Raw genomic sequence first — 26,583 nt, forward strand, 5'->3', positions numbered from 1 at the left:
ACCCCGCATGGGTGGCCATGCCGGTTTGATCTTCAAGCGGTTCCGCTGGAACGGTTTGAACGTCCAACCGGACGAAAATTGACATCGTAAAGAGAGATACAATCAACAAGACTGTTGGTCGCCCGAGTGTGGGATTGACCTCAGTCAGGTGCTGACCGCCCTTCGGGACGGGATGCGAGCTTCAGAATACGTCATGTTTCCTCAGACGTCCTGAAGTCTGCCTGAATGAAAAGACAGTGTTGTCCAAGTCAAGTACACTAACCCGGTTCAATATCCGCAAGGATTTGAACCCGCATGATCGCACGATCATGCAATAAGTTCCTGGTCGCAATTGTGGCCGGGAGCGGGATAGTTTGCTTTTTGGTTCAGGAAAACATGCTGCGGTTTCTTACCAGCTTCCGCAGCTGAGCGTGTTTTAGAACACTCTCTTTTTCTGGATCAAATCAAGCGCGAGAAGGGCGTTTGGTGGATGCCTTGGCAGTAAGAGGCGATGAAAGACGTGATACCCTGCGATAAGCTTGGGGGAGCCGGGAATAGGCTTTGATCCCAAGATCTCTGAATGGGGGAACCCACCTGAAAGTTTGTTATAATAGCCGCCGGTTCATTCCGGATGGCTGCTTATAATGGGCTTAACCAGGTACTTATAGACTGAATACATAGGTTTATAAGAGCAAACCCGGGGAACTGAAACATCTAAGTACCCGGAGGAAAGGACATCAATAGAGACTCCGTTAGTAGCGGCGAGCGAACGCGGACCAGCCGAGCCTGATGAGTGAGAAGAACATGTTGGGAAGCATGGCCATAGCGGGTGACAGCCCCGTATTCTAAGCTCTGAGGGACGTATTAAGTAGGGCGGAACACGTGAAATTCTGTCTGAAGATCGGAGGACCACCTCCGAAGGCTAAGTACTCCTTACTGACCGATAGCGAACCAGTACCGTGAGGGAAAGGTGAAAAGCACCCCGGCGAGGGGAGTGAAACAGTACCTGAAACCGAACGCCTACAATCAGTTGGAGGCCCCTTGAGGGCTGACAGCGTACCTTTTGTATAATGGGTCATCGACTTGGTCTCACAAGCAAGCTTAAACCGTTAGGTGTAGGCGCAGCGAAAGCGAGTCTTAATAGGGCGAATGAGTTTGTGGGATCAGACCCGAAACCGAGTGATCTAGGCATGGCCAGGTTGAAGGTGCGGTAACACGCACTGGAGGACCGAACCCACATCCGTTGAAAAGGATCGGGATGAGCTGTGCCTAGGGGTGAAAGGCCAATCAAACTCGGAGATAGCTGGTTCTCTGCGAAATCTATTTAGGTAGAGCGTCATCCGAATACCCCGGGGGGTAGAGCACTGGATGGGTAATGGGGCCCCACAGGCTTACTGATCCTAACCAAACTCCGAATACCCGGGAGTACTAGATGGCAGACACACGGCGGATGCTAACGTCCGTCGTGGAGAGGGAAACAACCCTGACCTCCGGCTAAGGCCCCCAATTCATGGCTAAGTGGGAAAGCAGGTGAGACGTCCAAAACAACCAGGAGGTTGGCTTAGAAGCAGCCATCCTTTAAAGATAGCGTAACAGCTCACTGGTCTAATCAAGATGTCTTGCGGCGAAGATGTAACGGGGCTCAAGCCATGAGCCGAAGCCGAGGATGCACATAGTGCATGGTAGCAGAGCGTAGTGTGACATAGTTCCATGCGTCCTTATCTTCCTGCGGGAAGAATTGGACGCAAGGAGCTTTCGATGAAGCGGGCCTGTGAGGGATCCCGTGGAGAGATCACTAGTGAGAATGATGACATGAGTAGCGACAAAGAGTGTGAGAGACACTCTCGCCGAAAGTCCAAGGGTTCCTGCTTAAAGCTAATCTGAGCAGGGTAAGCCGGCCCCTAAGCCGAGGCCGAAAGGCGTAGGCGATGGGAACCACGTTAATATTCGTGGGCCAGGAGGATGTGACGGATTGTGAAGGTAGTTCATCCTTATCGGATTGAATGGGCTGCTGATCAGTCCCTGGAAATAGCCCTCCATCAGACCGTACCCTAAACCGACACAGGTGGACAGGTAGAGAATACCAAGGCGCTTGAGAGAACGATGTTGAAGGAACTCGGCAAAATACCTCCGTAAGTTCGCGAGAAGGAGGCCCGGGTCCTACGCAAGTGGAATCCGGGGGCACAAACCAGGGGGTGGCGACTGTTTATTAAAAACACAGGGCTCTGCGAAGTCGCAAGACGACGTATAGGGTCTGACGCCTGCCCGGTGCCTGAAGGTTAAAAGGAGGGGTGAGAGCTCCGAATTGAAGCCCAGGTAAACGGCGGCCGTAACTATAACGGTCCTAAGGTAGCGAAATTCCTTGTCGGGTAAGTTCCGACCTGCACGAATGGCGTAACGACTTCCCCGCTGTCTCCAACATCGACTCAGCGAAATTGAATTGCCTGTCAAGATGCAGGCTTCCCGCGGTTAGACGGAAAGACCCCGTGCACCTTTACTACAGCTTCGCACTGGTATCAGGATTGTGATGTGCAGGATAGGTGGTAGGCATCGAAACCGTGACGCAAGTCGCGGTGGAGCCTCCCTTGAGATACCACCCTTCGCACTCTTGATATCTAACCGCGGTCCGTTATCCGGATCCGGGACCCTGCGTGGCGGGTAGTTTGACTGGGGCGGTCGCCTCCTAAAGAGTAACGGAGGCGCGCGAAGGTTGGCTCAGAGCGGTCGGAAATCGCTCGTTGAGTGCAATGGCAGAAGCCAGCCTGACTGCGAGACTGACAAGTCGAGCAGAGACGAAAGTCGGCCATAGTGATCCGGTGGTCCCGAGTGGAAGGGCCATCGCTCAACGGATAAAAGGTACGCCGGGGATAACAGGCTGATACTGCCCAAGAGTCCATATCGACGGCAGTGTTTGGCACCTCGATGTCGGCTCATCTCATCCTGGGGCTGGAGCAGGTCCCAAGGGTACGGCTGTTCGCCGTTTAAAGAGGTACGTGAGCTGGGTTTAGAACGTCGTGAGACAGTTCGGTCCCTATCTGCCGTGGGTGTAGGATACTTGAGAGGAGTTGCCCCTAGTACGAGAGGACCGGGGTGAACGAACCACTGGTGGACCTGTTGTTGCGCCAGCAGCAGTGCAGGGTAGCTATGTTCGGACAGGATAACCGCTGAAGGCATCTAAGCGGGAAGCCCCCCTCAAAACAAGGTATCCCTGAGGGCCGTGGAAGACCACCACGCCGATAGGCCGGAGATGTAAGTGCAGCAATGCATTCAGTTGACCGGTACTAATCGCCCGATAGGCTTGATTTGATCCAGTAACAGACAGTGTTACGGAAAAACCAAACAAGCAAACACATCCCATAATACAAACGCTTGGACAACGTTGATTGCAGCCGAACGCATTTGGCAATGTCCCCGTGACATAACTCAGGTGCGGTCTCTCGCGCATTTACTTCGTAAATACGCTGCCGACCGCCACACGAGAAAAATCCAAATGCCTTCGGTATTTGGATTTTTCTCGGTTTGGTGGCTACAGCACAAGTGAAACACCCGGTCCCTTCCCGAACCCGGAAGTTAAGCACTGTCGCGCCGATGGTACTTGGGCTCAAGCCCTGGGAGAGTAGGTCACCGCCAAACCTAGTAAAATCCAAATATCTCTCAATACGGTCTCAAAAAAACCTGACGCGGGATGGAGCAGCCAGGTAGCTCGTCAGGCTCATAACCTGAAGGTCGCAGGTTCAAATCCTGCTCCCGCAACCAAAATATACATATATTTAACAGATATTTACAACCAACTCCGGGTGGCTTTACTGTTTGCAGCAGAAGCCACTGGAAGCAGTAGGAGCTGAGTTGCCCTGTGGCCGAAAGGCAATAGGCTATACTCCAGAAAACCACTTTGGGTTCACGGTCACTTGCTCGACCATTTCGGTTTGCACACCCAACTTATTGGCTTTCAACAAGTCGCACAGGCGCTCGCCATCTATCAAGTCGATGGCCTTTGCCCCGTCGCGTGTTGCTTCCTCTGAGGCTTGGCTGGTGAAATGGCCTGTGGTGATAAACAGGCCCTTATCTGCGCGGCCCTCCAATGCGCCGCGAAAGTCTCTGATCTCTTTTGAGCCGACGCTGCCTTTGTAGCGCTTGCACTGAAAGTAGACCTGGAATGACACCAAGTTGACTCTGAGCACTCCCACGCCATCGATCCCGCCGTCACCGGATTTGCCGCGCACTTCGACTTTGACAAAACCGGCTTCGCGCAACAACCTTTGTGCCAAGCGTTCAAAGGCATCGGGCTGCATGGCCTTCATCACGTCCAACAGTTTGGATTTCCAATCGTCGCCCCCATCCGGCGTGTCGAGGGTATCTTGAGCGCTCTCGTCTTGGTGCACTTTTCCCTGCACCTTTGCCGCCTTGCGTTTGGCTTTGGCGCGGTCGCGCTCTTCCTGCTTTACTTGGTCATAGATCGCTTGGGTGGCAGCAAGCTCCGTTATCTTGGCGCCTGTATCGGTCAAGGCCCAGACACCACGAGCAGAGTTCTCCAATGCGCCGCCGCGTTTCAAATAGGTACGAGCCCAAGACAAAAAGTAGTTCACACGCGGCATAGTGTTGTTTGCCATCATGTGGCGTTGCTCGGCTTCGGTGACGCCCTCCAGTGAGATCACCTCTTCATCAAGCTCTTGGATCGTGGCAGAGCCACCAAGTACATGCAGCGCCTCGACTGTGGCCAGCATCATGCCTGCCAGATCCGGCAGGCTGTCTTGGTCGATTTCAAATCTGCGCATGGCGAGCTCCTATCGTGATCTCAGGCCGCATATTTGCCATCCTCTGTTTTGTCGGCTTGGCCCAGGGCCGCGAGGCTTTCCAACAGAGGCTGCACGGCGGTGGTGCGGGCGCGGGCAAAGCGGCGGGCGATTTGTTCGGGGGAGGCCTCGCCCATCTCCACAAGTGCTTCGCGCACGGCGGCGATTTGATCGGGGAGGCCCTTGGGCCATGAAGCTTTTTCCACCTTGGCGACAACGCCCAGATCCATATCCGTCGTCTTGCCTTTTTCGACCTTAGCGCCGGTTGGGTTTTGATAGTCGGGACGCAGCCAGCGGATGTCGCCTGAGGCCTCCTCGGAAGCGCGGGTCTTGTTGAGATCAACAAGGCGCATCAGGATCTCTTCGTCACTGAGGTCTTTTGGCCAGTCGTAAGCCTCGGCTACGGCGGCGTCGATTTGATCATGCAGATCGCGTAAGACTCCGATCAGGCCTTGGTCGTAGATCTCTTTATCCTTGCCCTCTATCGCCTCGCCTGCGCGGAGTTTTTCCAGCACGTTGTACATATTGGTCAACGTGAGCTTCGGATGCGCCGCCTGTTGGCGCTTGCGATGTGCGTCGAGCTCTTCGCCCAAAGCGGAGAGCTGAATTTTTTGGGGATCTGTGAGATTGGGGAAAGGGAAGGGATCGAAGCATTTTGAATTGTTATATCGAGGATCATTTCCGACCCCCATCCAACCACCAATTGCGAGTGACCAGACTTCATGAAGACGAGAGGATAAAATCCCCAACGGCCAAGCTTCATCTAGACCAATAACTACAACCTCACTTTCGCAGAGGTCATCAGTGGACCACATTTGGAAGCATCTAAATTTTGCAGTCCTTGACGTGACAATGCTAAATTTCAAACCATCGGTTGCAGCTCGATAACTTCTTGATGGATCGCCAAAAACCCACCAGTTTTCCCTTCGCCAAAGCATCGGGTTTTCTTCTCGGACAGGCTTCACTGAATCTAGTAAATGTTGGTAGAGGAGCGGATAGTGCAACCTCGCATCGTTCTCAGAGAGACCCCAAAAATCGATAACCCACCTCTTACGGTGTCGCTGGCTAAGATCATACCCACCGAGAAAAGGTCTCACTATTTTCTTTTCTAAAGCGTTTGTTTCCACACAAAGCTCCTTCAGCTCACGTTCAGTGCCGAGGAAGCCTTTTCCAACCAAAAACGCGCCACGCGCACTCAAACGTGTATTTGCCAAAAGTGGAATTACAGAAGCCACATCCGCGCCGATCTGCAAGTTCGCAAAAATCTTGCCATCCTGACGGTCAAAACTGACCACGCGCCCGTCAACATCATCCCTGTCTTTACTCTCACTGGTCACCGTCAACAAATGCCCAGCCCGATTGCCCGCCGCGCCGACAGTCATGGCGATGCGCACGGCTGCACCATAGAGCGTGTCGACCCAAGGGTGATCTGGCACAGCAAACAGCAGTGACAGCGGCTTTTTCGGATCGTTCAGATGCGGCTCCAACACGCGGCGGTTAAACGTCTGACGCAGGGAGTTGGTGGTGATCAGGCCAAAGCGCCGGGTGCCGACGCGGGTTTTGGTGTTGAACGCCCGCGCCATCAGGGCGGCTTTCTCCCACCAGAACATCACCAAATCCGCGCTTTGCGGCATTTTGGGATAGGCAGACCACAGCGCCTCGACATAGCCATCGCCCAAAGCATCGCGCAAACGACTGGCGCCAATAAACGGCGGGTTGCCGACGATGAATGTCGCCTTGGGCCATGTGGTCGCGCGGGGCTCGGCATAGTCATAGAGTTGCACGCGGGCGGCGGGGTCTGGCACCTCTTCACCGGTGACCTGATGGCGCATGGTGGTGACGCCATCCCAACGGGTCACAGGGGCGCCCATGTCATCCACACGCGGCGTGCGCGCGGACCATTCCAACACGGCATCGCGGTTTTCAATGTTCTTGAAGTCGCGCAACACGGGCTCGGACGGGGCGGCGATGCCATGGGTGCGGTAGTGCCATTGCAGATAGCCGATCCACAGCACCAGCTCTGCCACATTGGCGGCCCAGGTGTTGAGCTCAATCCCCAGAAATTGATGCGGATCAACGGTGATAAAGCTGGTCTGGGTCTCGCCCAGCTCCTCCATCAGGCTGGTGACCTCGCCCTCCAGCCGTTTCATCATCTCCAGCGCGACATAGAGAAAGTTGCCCGAGCCACAGGCCGGGTCCAGCACGCGCACTTCACACAGGTCATGGTGGAAGTCCTTGACCAGTTTCAGCGCCTGATCGGTTTTGCCATCAGCGTTCAGGCGTTGCACCGCGATCTGCACGTTGCGCCAATCATCGCGCAATGGCTCCATGATAGTTGGCGTCACCAGACGTTCGACATAGGCACGCGGAGTGTAATGCGCCCCCAGTTTGTGGCGCTGTTTGGCATCTAGCGCGCGTTCCAGCAGGGTGCCAAAGATCGCGGGTTCAACCTGTTTCCAATCGGCCTCGGCAGCCTCGATCAACAGGCCAAGTTGAAGATTGTCCAATGGCAGAGCATCGGCATCTTTGAACAGCCCGCCGTTAAAGCGTTTGAGGTCTTTGGTGAGCACGGGGGAAAACCCGCCGGTGTTCATGGTTTGCCACAGGCTCTTGAGCGTCGGTTGGGCATCTTCCGGGTGGCCGCGCAGCTCTTTTAGTTTGGCGGTAAAGCTGCCGTACGGGATCAGATCAACGTCTTCGGCAAACATGGAAAATAGGCAGCGCATGAGGAACCGCGCCACGGTTTCGCTATCATGGCCTTGGCCCTCAAAGCTCTTGCCCAGCTCGGCCAGATGCTCGGCAATCTCGCGGGTGACTTCGGCAGATTTAAGCGACGGGTCCAGGCTTTGCGGATCGCTCCAAATGGCGCGCAGCAGATCCAGCGTCTGGGGTTGGCGCAGGTCTTCCAAATATATGCGATAGCGGTTGCCATCGGGGAACTGGGTGTAACCCTGCCCCTGGCCCGAGAAATCGGAATAGAGCTCAATCACATGGCCGACATCAACGATCATCAGGAAGGGCGGCCAGCCGTCCTCTTTGGATACAGCACGGGCGTAGTTGTCCGCCTGGGCGCGGGCTTTGAGCATGGTGTCGTCGAACTTAGCCGTGCCGCGTTTGCCGTGCCCGGATTGTTTTGGCGCGTCTTTGCCGAGGAACATCTCAAGGGTGTTTTTGTCTTTGGGACCAGTCGAGGTGAACTGTTTGGCCTCCAGAATGAAGTGGCCCTTCTTATACAGATCAATGCGACCATTCCGAGTGCGCCCCGTGTGGGTCAGCGTGACCGGGCGTTCAAAACGATAGTCCAGGAAATCGCCGTCTTTGTCAGACACGTAGGGGCGCTCGACACCTAAAAGTTCCGTCAACTCAATTGCAAAGCTCTGTGCGGTCGCCATCTCGCTGCCACCAGACCCTTGCCAGCGCTCAATAAATTCTTCGATATCCATACCGACTGCCCAAAGATTCAACCAATGGGGAAGTTGCGCATGAAAATAGGGTTTGTTCAATCCCCATGGGGGAGTTCTACTTAAACCAATACCGCGCCGCTGCCTTGCTGAGGCGTTCGGGCAGGGGAGTGGGGTGTTCTTCAGATAGCCTTTTCAATGTTTCGATATGGCTATCCAGGAAATCTTGGAATTCTCCTGGCTGGACTTCTGAGGCGGCAGCCCTTGATACGAACAGCCTAAGGATCTGCCGGTCCAGCATCCGTATGTGTTCGGCGCGGTTGGTTTCGATCACCTCACTTGGCAGCACGCCGGAGCAATTCTCTTGCAGGTCATTGGCGATGACGCTGGCGACGTCGCGCCAGAGGTTGTGCGTGGGCCAGCGGGCGCGGTCGCTGTCGGTGGTGGGGCAGGTGTAGCGGATCCTTTCGCAGAACTCGGTGTAGGCGTCGCCCACCATATCGCGCAGGTCTCGCCATGACCGCATTTCCCAGCGGTTGCGCAGTTGTTTGGATCCCATGCGCAACTCGAACCGCCAGACTTGGCTTGCCAGCCGGTCGGACAGATCCAAGGGCGGGCAGTTCAATTGGGTGCGGGCGTCGTTCCAGATGGTGAGCCAGCCCATCTTGCCCTTTTGTATGACCTCTTGCCGTTTGTCGTAGATCACCAACTGCCGGTTGGCGACGGCCCCGGCGCGCAGGCCGGTGACGCGCGCGCCTATGGCATGGGTTTCGGTTTCATCAAAGCCGGTGTGTTCCTGCACGCGGGTGCCGGGTGGCACCACCAGCGCCTCGCGGTCGGGTTCAAACCAAGGGGCGAGAAAGTCGATGGCATAATCCACGCGGGTCACCCGCAAGAGGTGCTCGGCATAGCGGATGCCAAACGCATCCATGCAATCCCGAAAGTGTTTCTCTGCGGCGTCCAGCCCGCCAGTCGCCAGCAGGAAGGCCCGGAAATCCACGGTGATGCCGGGATTGTTCGCAGGGCGGTTTTCCGGGTCGAGGAAGTACCATTCGGCTCCGTATTCGCCTGTATGGGCAGAAAAGGCGGAACCGCCTGTGCGGCGCACTGTGAGGGCTACAGGACCGAACTCTAACAGGGTCTCGGCATTGGTCTGGATTGCCAGTGCTTTGGCTTCTGCAAGTGCTGTGCGCAGCTCTGCCGGGATATCGGTTTCAACGGTGAATTTCAGCCCATCAAAGCCTGAATGCAGGATATCTGCGTTCATCTACTCTTGCCTACGTTTTCGTATTCGTGGAGGGGGGTGTTACAAGACCCTCCTCCCGCGCGGCCCATTTTGCCGACGTGTGCCGCCGCGAGGGCATCTCTGAAAGCCTGTATTACAGTTGGTCGAAAGAATTCCTGGAAGCCGGGAAACGGCGGCTTTCTGGCGATACGGCGCGTCAGGCGACATCACCTGAAGTGAAGGAGTTGCGCTCCGAGGCGTTGGCTTTGAAGGACTGCGTGGCTGACCTCACCCTGGAAAACCGTTTGCTGAAAAAAAGCATGACCGGGGCTGGGGAGTTCGAGGAATGAGATACCCGGCGTCCGAGAAACTGGAGATCATCCGCACGGTTGAGGGATCACATCTGCCGACCAGAATGACCCTCGGCATGCTGGGCATTCCGCGCACGACTTTCTACCGCCCCCTCTTGGCAGATTTGCGTTGCAAATCGCCTGCCGGGCAATGGGATATGACCGCTACGTTGAAGGCGGGTTCGATGCCCTTGCAGATCACTCGCCCCGCCCAAAGCCGGTCTGGAACCGTATTCCACAGGCCAGGCGGGATGACCTGATCGAGTTTGCGTTGGAGCATGAAGCGCTGACGACACGCGAGCTGGCGGTCAAATACACCGATGAGAAGCGGTATCCTCGCCCATTGTCTCTCGGACCAATGGCTCGATCTCTGAATCATCCGCTTATCGCATTCTGAAGGCCGCCGATCTGATCACCGCGCCCGAGTATGTGGTGATCAAGGCTGCCGGCGAGTTCAAAGACAAGACGACGGCCATCAACCAGATGTGGCAGACGGACTTCACCTACTTCAAAATCATCGGTTGGGGCTGGTAGTATCTGAGCACGATCCTGGACGACTACAGCCGCTACATCATCGTCCCGCTGCCCGGCAGTCGTTTGCAAAGCAAACGATGAGAGGGGGAAACTTTGCACAAACATGCGGGCCGAGGATGTGACAGACACGATTGAACTGGCTTTGACAGCATCGGGCTGCGACCAGGCGGCCGTACGCCACAAGCCGCGCCTGCTCAGCGAGCTGCCCATTGAAAGCGCCATTGGTTCGAGCCCAATGGGCGGCGGCTCGTGCTACATCTCTGGCGACTTGGCTGAATGGTTGGGAAAACAAAAGATGACCCATGTGCGCGGAGCACCATTCCACCCGCAAAAGGGAGGGCAAGATTGAACGCTGGCATCAGACCTTGAAAAACCGGGTCCTGCTGGAAAACTACTATCTCCCCGGTGCTCTCGAACGCCAAATCGGGACCTTTGTCGACTACTGCAACAACCAGCGCTACCACGAGAGCCTGAGCAACGTCACACCCGCCGGCGTCTACTTCGGTAGGAACGTTTGAAGTGCGCCTTGCCGTTAATGTGGTGAACGGCAGGAACGGCGGGCTTCGCCGCAGCATAAAACCTCGGCTGGTTGCGTCAATCGGCCGAGTTCGCAAAGGTCGCTATCTGCGCGTCACGGCCACTGGTGTGGAACGCAGAGCAAGCCGGGATCGTCGCCACCTGCTGGACGGCCGCTTTCAGGAAAGTGGCCCAAATTCTTCGAACTCGCAGCGGAGCTGGTACTGCGCCTAATACGAGTGTCGAGTTTGGGCTGTTCCTGGGTCCATATCGCGACCAGGGTGACCGTCCGCTATGGTGAAGGTTTTCTGATGCGGGCCGCGGTGTGAGGGTGCGGCTTGGCGCGACATCGGCCCGCGTTGGAAAACCTCCCAAGGTGGAAGCCGCGGGACTCTTGGGGCTGTCTATGGGGAAAGAGCGCAGACGGCGGGGTCTGCGGTTGGAGCCAGCGGCCAAGCCGGAGGCATTCCGATGCCGGTTGGGATGCTCTTAACGGGGGCCTCCGGACAATTGCTGCGACGAAAGCGGCGTTTCGGCGTGGTTCTGAGCTTGCAGGAGAGTACAGGCGTAAATGGAGACAGCCGGGCGGCTGCGGATGCCCGGTGTTCACAATACCGGAATGACGGGCGTTTCGTCATGCCGCCTCCTTCCGCGGTGGCGCGCGCGACCGGGGTTTTTGCCCGCGCCGGAAGATCTCGATGATATGCATTGTTCCGCCACAGCACGGGCATGGCTCACGCAGGGTGAGCGGGAGAACCTCGGCGGCTTCTGGCGGTTCTTGAGCCGGGCACCTTGTCCCGAGCAGGGCACGGCACCGGGCGATGTTGGCCTTGCGCTGCGCTGAGGCGAGCAAGCCGTAGTGCCGGATGCGGTGGAAACCAGCGGGCAGGACGTGGATCAGGAAGCGGCGGATGAACTCGGGCGTGGCCAAACGCATGACTTTCTGCCTGTCGCCGCGCTTGATCCTGTAGTCCTTCCAACGGAATGCCACGGTGCCTGCGTCGGCGCTGACGAGGCGTGCGTTCGAGATGGCCACCCGGTGGGTGTACCGGCTGAGATAGGCGAGAACGGCTTCCGGGCCTCCGAAGGGCGGTTTGGCATAGACCACCCATTCGGACTTGCGCAAAGGAGCCAGCCACTCTGCGAAGGCATCGGCCTGCGCCAGCGGTTCCAGGTCGCCGAAGAAGGCCAGCTCCCCGGCGCGGTGAAGCGCCATCAGCCCCTCCAGAAACAGCCGCCGGAACAAGCGCGACAGGACCCGCACATGCAGGAAGAACCCGGGCTTGCAGGCAATCCATCTCGCGCCGTCCAGAGACAGGCCGCCACCGGGAACGATCATATGGATGTGGGGGTGATGGGTCAGCGCCGATCCCCAGGTATGCAGCACGCTGGTCATGCCCACCCGAGCACCAAGGCGCTTGGAGTCCGCTGCGATGGTCATGACCGTTTGTGCCGACGCCCGGAACAGCAGACCGTAGACCGCCCGCTTGTTCCAGGAGGCGATCCGGGCGATCTCTGCGGGCAGGGTGAAGACCACGTGGAAATACTCCACGGGCAGCAGGTCCTCGGCGCGGGCTTCCATCCAGTCGCGCGCCGCTGGCCCTTGGCACTTCGGGCAGTGCCGGTTCTTGCAGGAATTGTAGGCGATGTGGCGATGGCCGCATTTGGCGCACCCGGCCACATGCCCGCCGAGCGCTTCGGTCCGGCAGGCTTCGATTGCCGACATCACCTTGAGCTGGGTCAGGCTGACATGCCCTGCATTGGCCCGCCGCCACGCGGCACCATGGGCACGGAATATATCAGCAATCTCCAGCCCCGGGCGGGACACCCCAGTGCCCCGTCACTTCAGGCTTCGCTTGATTGTCTGATCCTGCAACTGCTCCAGCATCTCGTAGGGGCTGACCGTGTCACGGATCGTCTTGGTGGCGACATGGGTGTATTGGGCCGTCGTGCTCAGCTTGGCATGGCCGAGCAGCACCTGGATGACCCGGACATCGGTGTTGGCCTCCAGCAGATGCGTCGCAAAGCTGTGCCGCAGGGTATGCAGAGTGGCGGCCTTTTTGATGCCGGCCATGTTCTTCGCTGACGTGAAGGCGCGGTTCAGCTGCCGTGGCGACAGCGGGTTGATCTTCGGCTTGCCGGGGAACAGCCAGCCCTCCGGCCGCGCCTCGCGCCAGTAGTCGCGCAGCAAGCTCAGAAGCCCGGGTGACAGCATCACCTTCCGGTCCTTCCGCCCTTTGCCCTGTTCGACATGGATCAGCATCCGGTTGCTGTCGATATCGCCGATCTTGAGGTTACAGACCTCGGCGGCCCGCAGCCCCGCGCCGTAGGAAATGCTGAGCGCGGCACGGTATTTGAGCCCGGGCCCCGGCGCCGCCATCAGGATGTCCGATACCTCTTCAACGCTGAAGACTACAGGCAACCTCCTGGGCTGGGTGCGGAACTGCATGTAGCGCTTCATCTCCTCGCGCCCGCAGGTCATGCCGAAGAAGAATCTGAGCGCCACGATCCTGGCGTTGAAAGTCGCCGGCGTGACCCCTGTATCCGTCATGTGCAGTTGATAGGCGCGGAGTTCCTCCGGTGAGGCGGTATCCGGCGGGTGCCCGAGGAAAATGGCGAAATCCTTGACCGCCCGGATATGCGCTTTCTGCGCCTTGTCGCCCATCCCGCGGATGCGCATGTCCTCGATCATCCGCTCTCGAAGCGGGGTTGATCTCTCCTCTGTCATGGGAGCCTCCTGTCTGATGATTGAGAAGGGCTCAATCGTCAGGCAGAAATGCCGTTCCCCAAATGCACCACTGTCAGATCATCGCTGAACATCAGCCACCCGCGCCAATGCCGCGGAGCGGCTTCGTCCTTGGGGTGGATTCCTACAATCTCTGGGCTCGGCATGGGCGTCGAAAGGGCGTCCATGCTGGCGGTTTGGAAAGTAAGGGTTTACTTAAGGCGCCATGACTGATGCCCGTAAATTTAACGATGAAATAGTTGAACCCACACTTGCTGAGTTCGATACAGATTTTTCCTGCCTACGGCGAGCTTTCTTGGCGGTGACTGTACTAGATGCCCTTGCGGCTCAAATCTATGCACAGGCTGTAGAGCACAACATTAACCCGTTCGACCTGCTAGGATGGCATAAGTGTGGTGATCCGTCAGATCCAAATGATAGCACTTTTCGGCACCGTATTGCCGAGAGCTGCTCCGGTTTCGGAGTCATCCGCGACGTAGCAAAGGCTAATAAGCATGCGGTTTTGACGCGGGGAAACCCAAAGGTTAAGCGATCAGAGCAGATCGTATCACAACCCAAGGGTTATGGCCTTGGACGCTTCGGAGAAGGCAGGTTTGGCGGCGTTAGGTGTTTAGTCCCGGTGTGTGGTGGTCTACTGATCTGTGACCATCACAAGGGTGCATTATGGGGCAAATTCTTCACGGGAGCGCCAAGACCACGCACGCCGTCCGAGCTCTCATACAGCGATCGAAAGCTTCGAACGCGGCGCTGAGCCGGGAACTGGGCATCAACGTCAAGACAGTCGCCAAGTGGCGCAAGCGCGACAGCGTTCAAGACGCCGCGATGGGACCGAAGCAGGCTCATTCCACGGTTCTCAGCATCGAAGAAGAAGCCGTCATCGTCGCCTTTCGACGCCACACGCTATTGCCGCTGGATGACTGCCTCTACGCACTGCAGCCGACCATCCCGCATCTGACCCGCTCGTCGTTGCATCGCTGCCTGCAGCGGCATGGCATCAGCCGTTTGCCTGAGGTTGAAGGTGACAAGCCGAAGAAGAAGTTTAAGCGTTATCCTATTGGGTACTTTCATCTCGACCTCGCGGAAGTTCGCACCGGCGAGGGCAAAACCAGGTTGTTTGTCGCAATAGATCGCACGTCGAAGTTTGCCTATGTCGAACTGCACGAGAAAGCAGGCAAGATGATCTCTGCCCAGTTCTTGCGCAATTTGATCGCGGCGGTGCCTTACAGGGTCCATACGGTTCTCACCGACAACGGCATCCAGTTTACCAATCGCAAGCAGGACACATCGGCGTTCCAGCACATCTTTGACCGCGTCTGCCGCGAGAATGAGATCGACCACCGCCTGACAAAGGTGAACCACCCCTGGACGAACGGCCAGGTCGAGCGCATGAACCGGACAATCAAAGAAGCGACGGTCAAGCGCTACCACTACGACACGCATTCTCAGCTTGAAACGCACATCACCGACTTCATCGCAGCGTACAATTACGCACGCCGATTGAAGACGCTGAACGGCCTCACGCCGTTCGAATACATCTGCAAAATCTGGACTTCAGAGCCAGAACGATTCAGTGTCGATCCAACCCACCACACACCGGGACTAAACACCTAGGTCCCGTCACCGATGCAGATCATCGTTCAAATAACGCAGGCCGGTGTCGATGATCACGGTCACAACCGTTTTGCCCGGTCCAAGCTCTTTGGCCTTTTGCAGCGCCGCCCAGATGTTTGCACCTGATGTCACCCCTCCAAGCAATCCTTCCTTGTGGGCGAGCGCCCGGGCTCCCCAATAGGCATCTTCGTCCTTCACCGGAATGACATCGTCAATCAGGTCACGTCGCAGGATCTTCGGTACGAAAGACAGGCCAATCCCTTCAAGCTTATGCGTACCACTTGTATCACCTCCTGAGATATTGCGCACGTAATAGGGCTCTACGGCGACTATCTCGCTGTCAGGATTATGCGCCTTTAGGATCTCGGCGGTGCCAGAAATGCAGCCGCCACCTCCTGCTGCCATGACGAAAGCATCCACCGGGCCGTTCATCTGGCGCAGGATTTCCTGCGCCATGCCGTGATACCCCAGCTTGTTGTCCATGTTGTTAACCTGATCCGGCCAGAAGGTGCCCGGCTCATGGATAAGTTCTTTTGCGCGGGCGATCATCCGGTTGATCACATCCGCAGTTAGCACGCCGCCCTCTGCATGGACGATTTCCACCTCGGCACCAAACGCCCGCATGGTTTGCAGCTTTTCCTCGGAGAACCCGTTCGAAGAGACAAAGCAGGCCTTATATCCGCGGGTAGCACAGACCATCGCCAGCGAGCTTCCGGTGCTGCCGCCCGTATATTCAACGACGCGCCCGCCCGGCTTCAACTCCCCCCGCTGCTCGGCGCCTTCGATCATCGACATAGCCATACGGTCTTTCATGCTGCCAGTTGGATTGGCCCCTTCCCACTTTACATAAATGTCGGCGTGATCGGGTCCTGTCAGGTTAGAAAGCTTGATGAAGGGGGTATTGCCGATGGCGTTCATTTGAGGAGCCTTTCGCGGATTTCCAGAAGTGACTTCCATAAATTAAGTCATGCGATGAGTCAAACTTCCATTTTTTAAGTAACTGGGCTAAATTGACCAAGTCGATAGCTTAGATGAGGACGACATGGCCCAAACAGAGCATGAATTCCGCTCCCGCTGCTCGATTGCTCGCAGCCTTGAGATCCTTGGTGACAAGTGGACCCTTCTGGTAGTGCGAGACCTGATGTGGCACAAAAGGCATACGTTCCAGGAATTGCAGAACAGCGAGGAACACCTGCCCCCAAACATACTGTCTCAGCGTCTAAAGCGGCTGATGGACTGGGGGCTGGTGGAGCGGGAGGCCTATCAGGACAGACCCGTCCGATACCGTTACTTGCTTACCGAGCGGGGGAGAGCCTTGGAGCCAGCTTTGTCGGCGGTCATGAATTGGGGGCACGAGCACTTAGGTGGCGGATTGTTCGATCCAAACCTTGGCGAGACAGTCGCCTACGCTTCGACCTGAGTTTCTAACCAAGGTCACTTTGGGTTCTTTCCAGACCTTCTGCGCGATGCGTGAATTTGTGCGACCCGTCTTGATCGGGCTGAGGGGTACCTCTGAAGCTGGCGTCCGTAAGGGGATCGCTCAGCGGTCAGTTTTGAAGATGAATTGAAGTTCAGATAAATAGGCCTCAAGGCTGTCTCATATAAGTGGTACGGTGATAATTGCAATGAAGGGCCGTATACGTACAGTACGGCCATGAAAAACACGCTCATCGGATATGCCCGCTGTTCCACTGATGGACAGGATCTCACTGCGCAAAAGCAGGCATTGAAAAGCCTCGGTGTGCCTCCGGCGCGCATTTACACCGACCACGGATTGACTGGAACCAACCGCGCTCGTCCAGGCCTCGATCAGGCTTTGGCCGCTGTTCGAGAGGGGGACACTTTTATCGTGCCTAAATTGGACCGATTGGCCCGTTCCGTCCCGGATGCGCGCCTCATTGCGGATCAGCTCGAGGCTAAGGGCGTTAAGCTCGCCCTTGGCGCGTCCGTGTACGATCCCTCTGACCCGATGGGAAAGATGTTCTTCAACATCCTTGCGACCTTTGCCGAATTTGAGTCCGATCTCATTCGCATGCGGATCCGTGAAGGCATGGCTATCGCCCGCGCCAAGGGCAAGCTACGTGGCAAACAGCCCAAGCTGTCAGAGAAGCAGCAGAAAGAACTCCGTCGCATGCACGCCACCGGAGACTACTCCATCAGCGACCTGGCTGAGGTGTTTTCCGTGTCCAGACCTACAGCTTATCGGACCCTGAAACGGACTCAGACCTGACCTTCGATGCGTTATGATCGAACTGGAAAGACGCGGACGAGGACGAAGCCGCTACCGCGGCAGGGGCGCTCGGTGATACCGTTGCGGGATGATCTGACGACTGAGATTTTGGGAATGGGCGTGTCTGTCTGACGATTGGGGTCTCTCAATCAACAGACAGGAGGGTCCCATGGCGGACACAAAGACCACACCGCTTCGAGAGCGGATGATCGAAGATATGCGGATCAAAGGGCTCGGGGAGAGTTCGCAGAAAGCGCATATCAGGGCCGTTCGATACTTTGCCGAGTTTCTTGGCCGATCGCCGGATACTGCAACGCCCGAAGACCTGCGCGCTTACCAGCTGCATATGGTGAACACGAATGTCACCCCTTCGACCTACAATGTGCGGCTTGCCGGGCTGCGGTTCTTTTTCGAGATGACATGCCAGCGCCCGGAGATGAAGCAATGCCTGCACTACCGCACGGAGCCAAGGAAGCTACCGGTCGTGTTCAGCGCCGAAGAGGTGTTCGAGCTGCTGAAGGTCGCGCCCGGCCCGGGGCTGAAGTACCGCGCTGCACTCAGCATTTCCTATGGCACCGGGCTCCGGGCGTCGGAGGTCTGCAATCTCAAGGTCACCGATATCGACAGCGACCGGATGCTGATCCATGTCGAGAAAGGCACGAGAAAGGCAAGGGCGGCAAGGATCGCAAGGTCATGCTGCCGCCTGGCCTTTTGGCGCTTCTGCGCGACTATTGGCGCGAGGCGCGGCCGGATGGCTGGCTCTTTCCAGGCAAGCCCCGGATCAATCCGCTCTCACCCCGCCAATTGCACCGTGCCTTCAGCGCAGCCAAGCATCTGGCTGGGATCAAGAAGCCGAGGAGCACGCTGCACAGTTTGCGCCACAGCTTCGCAACCCGCCTGCTAGAAGCCGGAACAGATGTGCGGGTCATTCAAGTTCTGCTTGGGCACGCCAAGCTGAGCACGACGGCGCAATACACCCATGTCGCGACCAAGCTGATCCGCGACACCGACAGCCCCTACGAGTTGCTGGTGCAGCTCCGGGACCGAAGGTCCGAGTGACGCGCGCGGGCAGTGCCGCGCCCGAAGCTGGAGGTTGCTGACATCTTTCGAATCCACGGTCCTGCCTATCGGCGGGCCAATGCCGGGCATCTGAACCTGGCGCAGTTGAAGGCCATGTCAGCGATTGAAGCCTGCCGAACGGGGGCGCTCGGCGGGCATGTGGCGGCCTGCACCAAGTGCAACCACCAGCATAATGCGTATAACAGCTGCAAGAACCGGCATTGTCCGAAGTGTCAGGCACCAGCGGCGCGAGACTGGATGGCAGCACGCGCCGAGGACCTTCTGCCCGTGGAGTACTTCCACGTGGTCTTCACACTACCGGCCGAGATTGCGCGGATTGCTCTCTGGAACAAGCGGGCGCTCTATAGCCTGCTGTTCAAAGCGTCCGCTCAAACGGTCATGACAATCGCCGCCGATCCCAAGCGCCTCGGCGCCCGTGTCGGCTTGACCAGCGTGCTGCACACCTGGGGCTCGGCGTCGTGCTGAAAGCACGCCTCCGGCGTGGCCCCATCATCCCCACATCCACATGATCGTCCCGGGTGGCGGCCTGTCGCCGGACGGCACCCGGTGGGTCGCGTGCAAGCCCGGATTCTTTCTGCATGCACGCGTGCTGTCGCGGCTGTTCCGGCGGTTGTTTCTGGACGGGCTGATGGCGCTGCACGGTGCCGGGCACTTGAGACTCTTCGGAGAACTTGTGGGATTGGCAGACGCACCCGCCTTCGCTGAATGGTCGGCCCCGCTGCGCAAGATCGACTGGGTTGTTTATGCCAAACCGCCCTTCGGTGGTCCGGAGGCGGTGCTTGCCTATTTGAGCCGGTACACACACCGCGTGGCGATCTCAAACCATCGCCTGGTCAGCGCTGACGCCGACACCGTAGCGTTCCGCTGGAAGGATTACCGGATCAAGCGCGGGGACCGGATGAAGGTGATGCGGCTCAACCGACGAGTTCATCCGCCGCTTTCTGATCCATGTCCTCCCCGGCCGGTTCCACCGCATCCGGCACTATGGCTTCCTCGCGGGCAGTGGTCGCAAAGAGAAAGTCGCCCGGGTCCGCGCGGTTCTCGGAACGGCGGGCTCTGGCGAACCGGACCAGCCAGAAGACGGCCTCAAAGAACCCCTGACCCTGCGCGAACCATGCCCCGATTGCGGCGGACCATGCGCATCATCGAAACCTTCCGGAGCGGCGAGGTTCCGCGATCCCGGGCACCGCCAAGATTGCAGGCCGCATGATGAAAAGCCCGTCTCACAACCACTCTGAGATCAGAAACTTCCCATGCTGGCCAACGGTGCGCTTTGGCCTGCGCCCGTGCTCGCAGCTCAAGACGATGAAAACCGCCCCGGCAAGACCCGCGAAGTTTCCGGACACTGCCCCAAAGGCCGTGCCGCCAATCGCCCAAGCTCAGCAAACCCCGCGAAAATTCCACCAATATCCATGGCGGATGCCTGCGCTTTCCCCATAGCGCAGCATACACATCCCGCGGCTTCCACCTTGTCAGATTTGTCAACGCGGGCCACCCCGCCAAGCCCAACCTAACCAACTGGCCCGCATTAAATAACAACTTCACTATGCCATGTTCTTCTAAAGGCTGGTATCTGCGGCGTATGACCAACAACTCATCTATTGCCGCACATCTTTTTCTTGTTTTTGCATGTCTTGCATGGGGCGGTTCCTATGCGGTTGGCCGATTTGGCTTGAGCGAAGGATCGGCCCTTTGGCTCACTCTTTGGAGGTGGGGACCGGGCGCGGTTCTGTTCGCTGCCTATCTAATTTTAAAATGGGATCAGCATGGGTCAATTATCCGAGCGAACCTACCGCGCCTGACACTGATTTCAGCATTGGGCGTCGTCGTGTATCCAGCAACGCTGTTTATGGCTGTAGCTCAGACCACGGCACTTAACGCATCCCTTTATCTCTCCGTCGCGCCAGTCTTGATCGTGCTGATTTCGTCCTTTGTCTGGAAAGAACGGGTTGGATTGGTTGGTGCAGCGGCAGTATTGTTTGGCCTACTGGGCGCGCTTGTTTTGGTATTCAGGGGAAGTTTAGAGGCTCTCTTCGCGTTCCAGATCGCAAGTAGTGATATTTGGGCAATCGTATCCGCACTCGCGTGGGCCGGATATTGCGTGTCGTTGCCTTTGAAACCTGCGGGCTTATCAGAAGTGTCATTTCTCGGTGTGCTGGTGGTGATAGGCAGTTTGGTATTGGCTGCTTTAGCGGTTGCAAGCGGAGGTATTGTTCCGATGCCCGACACCCCCTTAGTTGCATGGTCGATGGTTTATTTCGCGCTGTTCCCTTCCATTTTAGCGTTCCTTGCTTGGAATTGGGGAACAAGGCGTGTCGGACCTTCTATCGCGGCCCCATACAACAATTTGGTCCCGTTCTTTGGAGGTGCGCTTGGCGTTCTTTTGTTGGGTGAGAGGATTGAAACCTACCATCTTTGGGGTGGCAGCTTTGTTGTGCTGGGATTGGTCCTGAACAGTATGCGCCGTTGAAAGCAGCCGTTCGTGCAGAACGCAGCATCAGTTATTATGGACTCATGCCGTAGGTTCACCGCGCCCAGCCTGAATGGCGGATCTCTGAGACAGAGGCCGTTCGCTTGGTCGGGCTTGGACTAGCAGTGAGCGGACAAACTTGCCTTTTGCTCGCACGATAGTTGCTGGTGCAGCAGCCGTTCGCACACGCGGCGGCAAACTTGCCGCACAACAGCACGGGTCGCCGAAGCAATCATTGCAAATTAGTTTCGGGGGCCTCGAGACAACCGTACCTTCGCCGCAAGCGGCTTGGATACGAAAAACGCGGGACAATGCGAACTAACGCCGCTGCGCCGAATGCACTTGCAGAAGACACTCATACTGGTTTGCGCCCGCGTCCGCTGCCTGGTGTGCAGAGTGCTTTCCTCCAAACCGATCTTTCATAACCACGTCAGTGAGTGGATTTCTAATCCGTCCGTTCGCCGCGGTTGATTTCAACTATTGAGTTGCGGATCTTGCGCGGGCGCCCGGAACAAAGCCTGTTGGCGCGCGCCAGCCTCTAAAATGCAATTCCTACTGGGGGCATCCTTTTGCTAAAGCATGACACAGGATGTTTTCAAGGAGGCGGGAAACATCATTGTTGAAGCCATTCCACGGCAAGCTGCCACAGAAGGTGATCGAACCGGTCGAAAAGACCGAGCCGCCGCCGGGCAGCTCCAAGTAAACCATGTCTGCGCGCAGCATGTCAGCTTCCGGGCCGCCGCTCAGGTTTGTAAGGTGCGTGAGCTGCTCCTCGGGCACAAGCATGAACTCACCCTCGCGGGAGAACGACTGCGCGAGGATCACTGTATCAGGGGGGGTGCCCAGGCGTGTGTCGCAGTGGTCCAGTTCGAACCCAGCGGCGCCATTGCCGCTGAAGCCAAAGTCTCCGAGGACATCACTCTCGATTCCGTCAAAAATCCAGTCATATGCCGGATCAGTACAGGTGCGCTGGTAGGGGGCGCCATGGAATTCCCCCTGCGCGGCAAAACCAATGCCGACCAGCTCTTGCGGCGGGCGGTCGTTGCGGCGCCACAAGCCGCCGTAACCGCCATCAAAGGCGTTGTAATACTCGCCCGGTTCTGCAGCCCAGGCCCGGATTCCATCTTCGGCCCGGCGGATTTCCAATAGGCCGGGGTTTTCCTGATGCACAGCTATACGCCAATAGAATCCGTTGCCGCCCAGGTAGTTGAGCGAACCTCCCGCATCGCGGTAATCGCGCAGAGCATTCAAGGTTTCCGTTGTGTGATACTCGGGGTGGCTGCCGGTGGTGACGGCTGCATAGCTGGCAATCGCGGCAACGCCGTCGTTGTGCAGCTCAGCATCTGTCACAATGTCATAGTCAATCCCCTTGGCATGCAGCCAGCTGAGCAGATGGCTATCGGCCTGCAGGTGCCGCAGCCCAGAGCAGGAAGTGCTCCCGAAGGTCAGAAAGCCTGGGCGCAGGTTGAACAAGGGCCGCAGATGCGAGGCGTGACAGATGCCGGACCCATCAGAATGGTAATTGTAGGTGGACAGCCCGTACTGCGGGTATTCGGCCGGATTGTGCGGGTAGGCATTCCACTCTGTATTTCGTTTCTGCCACTCCGGTTCATAGTCCGGCCGCGCATGGTTGCCATAAATCGTGTAGGTGAAGGTTGACACCAGCACGCAGAGTTTGGCGCGCGGCTGGCCAAGCGGCGGGCAAATGAAAAAGGGCATGGCGTCTTCCAGCCCGTCTGCCTCGATCCGCATCACATAAGCACCGGATGGCATGTCTGCCGGCACATTGAAGCTGAAATCGGTTTCCCATTCAAAGTCATAGATATCGTCTTCGTGAAAATGGATGGCGCCATAGTGATCCGGGCGGTGCCGCCAGTTCATCTCAGAGCCGTCCCAGCGGGAGCCTGTCATGGCTCTCGCTGGAAAATTGATCAGACCCAAGTCCGGCCCCGTTGTCGCGTGCCCCTGCGTTGAAGATATCCCTTGCGAGAAGTCCCAGGCAGCCAGTGGTGCACCGTTGGCCAGAATTGATGGATCTTCGATCTTGCCGTTGAAATGATCTGAAGCCTGTCCATTGCGAAGGCGGGCTGCAACTGAAGGCCGCCCCGCCAGCACCGTTGGCGGGACAGCATGGCCATTCGACATGATCTCATTTTCAAAACTGCGTCCAAGCGGCGTCTGGGTAATGCTGATGTCTCCAGCTGCACTGATCCGGCCAGTGATCCGGTACCAATGCCGAAGGGTCAGCGGCTGGCCGGTTGCCACTGCGCCATCCGGTGCCAAGAAACTAGCGCTGCCGTCATTTGCCAACGCGAGTTCATAGCCGCCGCAGGCCAGCGCCACCTGCTGCTTACCTGTCTGCTTAGTCGCAAGTACAATAGCGCTGAAGGTAAGATCCGTTGTAGCCGGTGCAGATACCGCCTCTTTCGCCAGCCCGTATGATCCACTGTGGAAGTTCTGCTTGCGGGACAGGAATTGGATCGGATCGAAATAGGCTGAGGCATCCTCCTCTACGATCCCCTGTCCTGCTGGGTTGGGGTCGGCGCTTATGGACCGGAAAAGACGGGCCGTGACTTTGCCTTTGGCTTCGGAAGATATTTTGAATGCGATACTCTCGCCAGGGCGCGCGGACAGCCGGTCGCTGTAGCCAATAAGGGGAATGGTTTTCATGGGTTACCTCAAGCGTTCGCCATAGACGAGATCAGGAAGGAAAGTGACCCAGCTGGAGAAAAAGACCAGCAGCAGGATCATTGCGATATAGGGGATCAGCAGCGGCAGCACCCCAACAGAGATTTCCTCAATGGAGATCCTGCTGATACGGGCCGCGACAAAGAGGTTGACCCCGAGGGGCGGCGTCAGAAAGCCGATTTCGCAGGTCATCACCGTGAAGATGCCAAAGACCACAGGGTCGATGCCCAGGCTGGTTACCAGCGGGAAAAACACGGCGGTAAAAATAATGATCTGCGGAATGCTCTCCAGCCACATGCCGACGAGGATGTAGAACACGCCGATCAGCAGCATCACCAGCCAGGGATAGGCTGCCAGATTCTGGAACAGATCCAGGACCGACGACGGGATGTCAAAGATCGTGACCAGCTGGCCAAAGGCCTTGGTCGAGCCGAGAATGAACAAGATTGTGCCGATAACGATGGCGGTGAATTTGAAGGCCTGAAACAGTTTGCTCCAAGTCAGCCCCTTGTAGATGAACAGCCCGACAAAGAAACCATAGGCCACGGCAACACCGGCTGCCTCGGACGGGGTAAAGATGCCGGCATAAATACCGCCCAGGATAATCACAGGCGCCATCACGGCCCATTTGCCTTCCCAAAGAGCTTCGAGCAGTGGTCCCCAGCGGAATCTTTCACCGGTGCCGCCATACCCGTTGCGCAGTGAGATCACGAACACCACGACCATCAGCATTAGTCCCAGCACGACGCCCGGAATGATGCCTGCGAGAAATAGGCGAGGGATCGACACATCGGTGACCAAGGCAAAAATGATCAGCAGGTTGGACGGAGGAATCATGCTGCCAAGTGCCCCAGCAGCGGCGGCGATGGCACCTGCGAAACGGGAGCGGTAACCCTCTTCTTGCATGGCTGGAATGGTGATCGAACCGATCGCCGCGGTGGTTGCCGGTCCAGATCCAGACAAGGCGGCAAAGAACATGCAGGCAACAACCGTGACCAGTCCCATGCCGCCTTTGTAGGCCCCAACAAGGCGCTGGGCGATGGCGACCAGCTTATCGGACATGCCGCCTTGCTCCATCAGCTGGCCCGCAAGGATGAACAGCGGGATAGTGACCAGCGGGAAAGGCTCAAACGCCGTCCAGGCCGCTTGCGCCATCAGTGTCAGCGGGATGTCGGCAATCAGCAGCCCTGCCACTGTGGCAATACCTGCAGCAAAGGGAATGGGAACCCCGATGGCCATGGTGACTACAAATACTATGGCCATCATGACCGGGCCGTTCGCACCTGCAACCATGGCCAGGACCAGTGCCAAGATCAGAACCACCAGCACCGAAACAGCAGTCAAAGATGTGCGGGGAACAGCTTTTTCCATGGATGCTTCGTTCATAGCGGCAGTCCTTTCCAATTGTCGGCACGCCAGCGCCAGTAGACCTGCAGCATGCGGAACAGCATCAGGCAGAAGGCGATGGGAATGAACATTTGCACCCAGCGCTGTTCGATCCCCAGGCCGGGGGTCTGATAGGTCACTTGGAACAGAAGCTGTGTATAGGTGACGGTCTGCACGATCATGAAGATCAAAAACCCCAGCCACAGCGCGTCGGCCAGAACTACGGAACAGATTTGAAGACTGCGCGGCAGGCGGCTGACCAGCAGGGTGATGCGGATGTGCGCCCGGTCCCGGACTGCCATCGCCGCCCCGAGATAGACCGCAAAGATCATGCCATAGACGGCGGTTTCTTCGGCCCAGGCAGCCGCGGAATGAAAGAAAAATCGCAGCACCACCTGCATGAGAACCGAGCCGACCACCATGCACAGAAAGAATGTGCAAAGGATCTCCTCAAAATACCGGTCGAGACGTGACAGCATCGTTACCTCCGTTGACATCAGAAGTTAAAAAGGCGGGCACATGAAGGGTGGCGCACGTACCCGCAGTCAGGGAGAAGCCTGTCAGTCGGCTGCTGCGCGGATAGCCGCCAGAAGTGCTTTGAAATCATCACCTTTTTCGGCGGCATAACGATCCTGCACCCGCTGGCCCGCGGCAAGGAAGCCGGAGCGCTCAAACTCGGCGGTTTGCATGCCGCCCTCACCAGTCAGGAAGGCACGGATGCCTGCAACCCGGCTGCCCATTTCCTCTTTCTGATACAGCCCGGCATCCCGCGCCGCACGCATCACGGCATCGCGCTGCGCGTCGTCCAGCTTGTTCATGATCCGGTCGCTAGCAAACAGCGGCGAAAAGTACGAAAAATGCTCAAGCACCGTGAAATGCGGCATAATTTCGTAGAACTTCTGGGACTTGATGAATGAGGTGCCATTGTCCGCCCCTTCTACCGTGCCGGTCTGCAACGCGGTTGGCGTATCGGCCCAGGGCAGCGGAATTGGGGCGGCACCGAATTCCGCAAATGTGTCGATCATCACCTGGTTTTTTGGCACACGCACCTTCAGTCCGGCCATGTCCTCCATTTTGGTGATCGGATTGCGGGCGTTATAAAAATCCCTGTCGCCAACAAAGCCGAATGTCAGCAAATGCACATTGGTTGCGGTATGCAGCTGATTGGATAATCCAGTGCCGACTTCCCCTTCCAGCACCTTGTAAGCATGGATTTTGTCCTCGAAGACATAGGGAAGCACAAAGGCGTCCATTAGAGGGAAATGCGGTGAGATGTTGTTGCCGGTGATAATGTGCATGTCGACGGTGCCCAGCTGCATCGCCTTAAACGCTTCATCCTCGCCCATCAGCTGGCCGCAGCACCGGACGCGCACATCTACAGTGCCGCCGGAATACTCCTCGGCCAGGTCCTCGAATTTGTCGGCCAATACGCTGTAGGAGCTGCCTTCGGCAGCAGCATAGCCAAGGTTGATGGTTACATTACCGGCCCAGACGCTTTGCGCCGATGCTGCTACGATGGCTGCCGAAGCCAGGATTGGCAGTAGCTTTCCCTCAAACATGTGGTTTCCTCCCAG

General features: G+C 57.4%; 14 protein-coding genes, 1 tRNA gene, 2 rRNA genes and 3 pseudogenes. 10 read left to right on the top strand and 10 right to left on the bottom strand.

The genetic code is table 11. The features are described from left to right. Positions 1–441: 441 nt before the first annotated feature. From K3555_RS00355 to K3555_RS00365, 3 genes are all read left to right on the top strand, one after another. Positions 442–3,285: ribosomal RNA gene (locus K3555_RS00355) — 23S ribosomal RNA — on the top strand. Positions 3,286–3,497: 212 nt separating this feature from the next. Further along, positions 3,498–3,612: ribosomal RNA gene (gene rrf, locus K3555_RS00360) — 5S ribosomal RNA — on the top strand. A 46-nt stretch (positions 3,613–3,658) separates the two neighbouring features. Then, positions 3,659–3,735, top strand: a tRNA-Met gene (locus tag K3555_RS00365). A 116-nt stretch (positions 3,736–3,851) separates the two neighbouring features. Here K3555_RS00365 and K3555_RS00370 read toward each other — a convergent pair. The 3 genes from K3555_RS00370 to K3555_RS00380 form a co-directional block, all read right to left on the bottom strand. After that, positions 3,852–4,754, bottom strand: coding sequence for a restriction endonuclease (locus K3555_RS00370; protein ID WP_260006995.1), 903 nt, complete (start codon positions 4,752–4,754; stop codon positions 3,852–3,854). A gap of 20 nt (positions 4,755–4,774) precedes the next feature. Further along, entirely contained in the window at positions 4,775–8,215 is a 3,441-nt protein-coding gene (locus tag K3555_RS00375) for a DNA methyltransferase (protein ID WP_260006996.1), read from the bottom strand. Between the two features lie 76 nt (positions 8,216–8,291). Continuing rightward, the gene (locus tag K3555_RS00380) at positions 8,292–9,440 is read right to left on the bottom strand and encodes a hypothetical protein (protein WP_260006997.1); all 1,149 of its coding nucleotides are present in this window, start codon (positions 9,438–9,440) and stop codon (positions 8,292–8,294) included. A gap of 71 nt (positions 9,441–9,511) precedes the next feature. Between K3555_RS00380 and K3555_RS00385 the strand changes: the two are divergent. Beyond that, a pseudogene (locus K3555_RS00385) lies at positions 9,512–10,791 on the top strand (DDE-type integrase/transposase/recombinase); the annotation flags it as partial. Positions 10,792–11,432: 641 nt separating this feature from the next. On the opposite strand, the gene K3555_RS00390 reads toward K3555_RS00385, so the two are convergent. Continuing rightward, on the bottom strand, positions 11,433–12,626 hold the full coding sequence (locus K3555_RS00390; RefSeq protein ID WP_260005205.1) for an IS91 family transposase: 1,194 nt from the start codon (positions 12,624–12,626) through the stop codon (positions 11,433–11,435). 12 nt (positions 12,627–12,638) lie between these two features. Next, on the bottom strand, positions 12,639–13,526 hold the full coding sequence (locus K3555_RS00395) for a site-specific integrase (RefSeq protein ID WP_260005203.1): 888 nt from the start codon (positions 13,524–13,526) through the stop codon (positions 12,639–12,641). A gap of 681 nt (positions 13,527–14,207) precedes the next feature. On the opposite strand from K3555_RS00395, the gene K3555_RS00400 reads away from it, so the two are divergent. Beyond that, positions 14,208–15,155, top strand: coding sequence for an IS481 family transposase (locus tag K3555_RS00400; RefSeq protein ID WP_259987382.1), 948 nt, complete (start codon positions 14,208–14,210; stop codon positions 15,153–15,155). Between the two features lie 6 nt (positions 15,156–15,161). On the opposite strand, the gene K3555_RS00405 is transcribed toward K3555_RS00400, so the two are convergent. Next, on the bottom strand, positions 15,162–16,112 hold the full coding sequence (locus tag K3555_RS00405) for a PLP-dependent cysteine synthase family protein (protein ID WP_260006998.1): 951 nt from the start codon (positions 16,110–16,112) through the stop codon (positions 15,162–15,164). Between the two features lie 85 nt (positions 16,113–16,197). On the opposite strand from K3555_RS00405, the gene K3555_RS00410 reads away from it, so the two are divergent. The 5 genes and pseudogenes from K3555_RS00410 to K3555_RS00430 all read left to right on the top strand — a co-directional run bounded on the left by K3555_RS00410 (position 16,198) and on the right by K3555_RS00430 (position 20,935). After that, positions 16,198–16,575: a helix-turn-helix domain-containing protein gene (locus K3555_RS00410; protein WP_259996671.1), complete on the top strand. Its 378-nt coding sequence runs from the start codon at positions 16,198–16,200 to the stop codon at positions 16,573–16,575. Between the two features lie 234 nt (positions 16,576–16,809). After that, on the top strand, positions 16,810–17,385 hold the full coding sequence (locus K3555_RS00415) for a recombinase family protein (protein WP_260006999.1): 576 nt from the start codon (positions 16,810–16,812) through the stop codon (positions 17,383–17,385). Positions 17,386–17,554: 169 nt separating this feature from the next. Beyond that, positions 17,555–18,444: pseudogene (locus tag K3555_RS00420) on the top strand (tyrosine-type recombinase/integrase). 12 nt (positions 18,445–18,456) lie between these two features. Continuing rightward, positions 18,457–19,675, top strand: a pseudogene (locus K3555_RS00425) (IS91 family transposase). Between the two features lie 372 nt (positions 19,676–20,047). Beyond that, positions 20,048–20,935, top strand: coding sequence for a DMT family transporter (locus tag K3555_RS00430; RefSeq protein ID WP_260007000.1), 888 nt, complete (start codon positions 20,048–20,050; stop codon positions 20,933–20,935). Positions 20,936–21,487: 552 nt separating this feature from the next. Here the strand turns inward: K3555_RS00430 and K3555_RS00435 are convergent. The 4 genes from K3555_RS00435 to K3555_RS00450 all read right to left on the bottom strand — a co-directional run bounded on the left by K3555_RS00435 (position 21,488) and on the right by K3555_RS00450 (position 26,568). Then, positions 21,488–23,605, bottom strand: a complete 2,118-nt coding sequence (locus tag K3555_RS00435) for a N,N-dimethylformamidase beta subunit family domain-containing protein (protein WP_260007002.1) — start codon at positions 23,603–23,605, stop codon at positions 21,488–21,490. A gap of 3 nt (positions 23,606–23,608) precedes the next feature. Beyond that, on the bottom strand, positions 23,609–25,009 hold the full coding sequence (locus K3555_RS00440) for a TRAP transporter large permease (protein WP_260007003.1): 1,401 nt from the start codon (positions 25,007–25,009) through the stop codon (positions 23,609–23,611). After that, positions 25,006–25,488 carry a TRAP transporter small permease gene (locus K3555_RS00445; RefSeq protein WP_260007004.1) on the bottom strand — a complete coding sequence of 161 codons (483 nt, stop codon included), beginning with the start codon at positions 25,486–25,488 and terminating at the stop codon, positions 25,006–25,008. Before K3555_RS00445 ends, K3555_RS00440 begins: the two co-directional genes overlap by 4 nt. Positions 25,489–25,569: 81 nt before the next feature. Next, positions 25,570–26,568 (bottom strand): TRAP transporter substrate-binding protein, encoded by a 999-nt coding sequence (locus K3555_RS00450; protein ID WP_260007005.1) that lies wholly within the window; start codon positions 26,566–26,568, stop codon positions 25,570–25,572. Positions 26,569–26,583 lie beyond the last annotated feature (15 nt).

This window comes from Leisingera sp. M527 (genome assembly GCF_025141525.1).
Lineage (GTDB): Bacteria > Pseudomonadota > Alphaproteobacteria > Rhodobacterales > Rhodobacteraceae > Leisingera.